Origin of the sequence: Amycolatopsis thailandensis (assembly GCF_002234405.1) — a bacterium.
GTDB lineage: Bacteria > Actinomycetota > Actinomycetes > Mycobacteriales > Pseudonocardiaceae > Amycolatopsis > Amycolatopsis thailandensis.
This window is the reverse complement of sequence record NZ_NMQT01000042.1, coordinates 1-1110: the sequence shown is the minus strand read 5'-3', so window position 1 is coordinate 1110 and position 1110 is coordinate 1. Positions and strand designations below refer to the sequence as shown.

General features: G+C 69.1%; 1 protein-coding gene and 1 pseudogene. One reads left to right on the top strand and one right to left on the bottom strand.

Annotated elements, in window-relative coordinates:
- Nucleotides 1-708 (bottom strand): alcohol dehydrogenase catalytic domain-containing protein (locus CFP71_RS13105; protein WP_167406104.1); only part of this gene is annotated, 708 nt, incomplete at its 3' end.
- A 49-nt stretch (nucleotides 709-757) separates the two neighbouring features.
- Between CFP71_RS13105 and CFP71_RS13100 the strand changes: the two are divergent.
- A pseudogene (locus CFP71_RS13100) lies at nucleotides 758-1110 on the top strand (metal-dependent hydrolase); the annotation flags it as partial.

Here is a 1110-nt window from a genome sequence, read left to right as displayed (position 1 = left end):
ACCGTCGACCGGGATCGTCGCCGTGGCGCCGAAACGCTCGGCGGTCTCCAACCGGTCGGCCGGGCCGCCGATGGTGATGACGTCGCCCGCGCCGGAGATCCGCGCGACCGCGGTGGCGAACACGCCCAGCGCGCCGGCGCCCTGGACCACGACCGTCGCACCGGGACGGATCCCGCCGGACCGGGAAACGGCCCGCAGCACGGTTTTGCCCGCACAGCCCGACATCGAGGCCCAGGTGTCCTTCACGTCGTCCGGCAGGAGGAGCTTGGCCGCGCCGGGTGTCACGTAGCAGTACCGGACGAGCCCGCCGGTGGCGTACGGGAAGACGTCGGAACGCTGGAGGAAGCCGTATCCGCGCTTCTCGCAGGCGACCGGTTCGCGCAAGATCGTGCAGCCGTAACACTTTCCGCAGGTCGACTCCGACCAGCCGATACGGTCGCCCTCGGCGATCTCCCGGCCGAGGGTGTCGGTGGTGCCCGGTCCGACGGCCACCACTTCGCCGACCATTTCGTGTCCCAGCACCATCGGGAGCATGCCGGGGAAGGTCATCTGGCCGGACCAGATGTGCACGTCGGTGCCGCACAAGGTGGTGCAGGTGATCCGGACCAGTGCGGCGCCTGGTTCCGGCTCTTCCGGTAGCGGTAGTTCCCGCAAGGTGAGCGCGGAGCCGTGTTCGGTGAGCACCGCCGCTTCGGTTCTGTTGACCATCTTTTTAGTCTACAGTCGTAGGAGAAAAAGTCCAGATCCTGGAGGAACCATGCCGTCGCAACGTATTCGCCCCGCTTCACTCGTGGTTCGCGGCGGTCCCGTGCTCACTTTCGACCCGGCGGGCACCGTCGTGCGGGCGATGGCCGTGCGGGATGACCGGATCGTCGCCGTCGGTGACGTCGCCTTGGATCACATCGGCCCGGAGACCGAGGTGATCGACCTGGCGGGGAGAACCGTTCTGCCCGGCGTCAACGACGCCCACCTGCACGCGACCTGGCTGGGTGCCCGGTGGCCGGACACGCTCATCGGTGGTGCCGGATTCACCGGAGGAGAAGAGAAAACCGTGCGGAACGCCGCCGAACGGCGGGCCGCGATCCTGCGCGCGGGCCGCCGGGGCGCGTC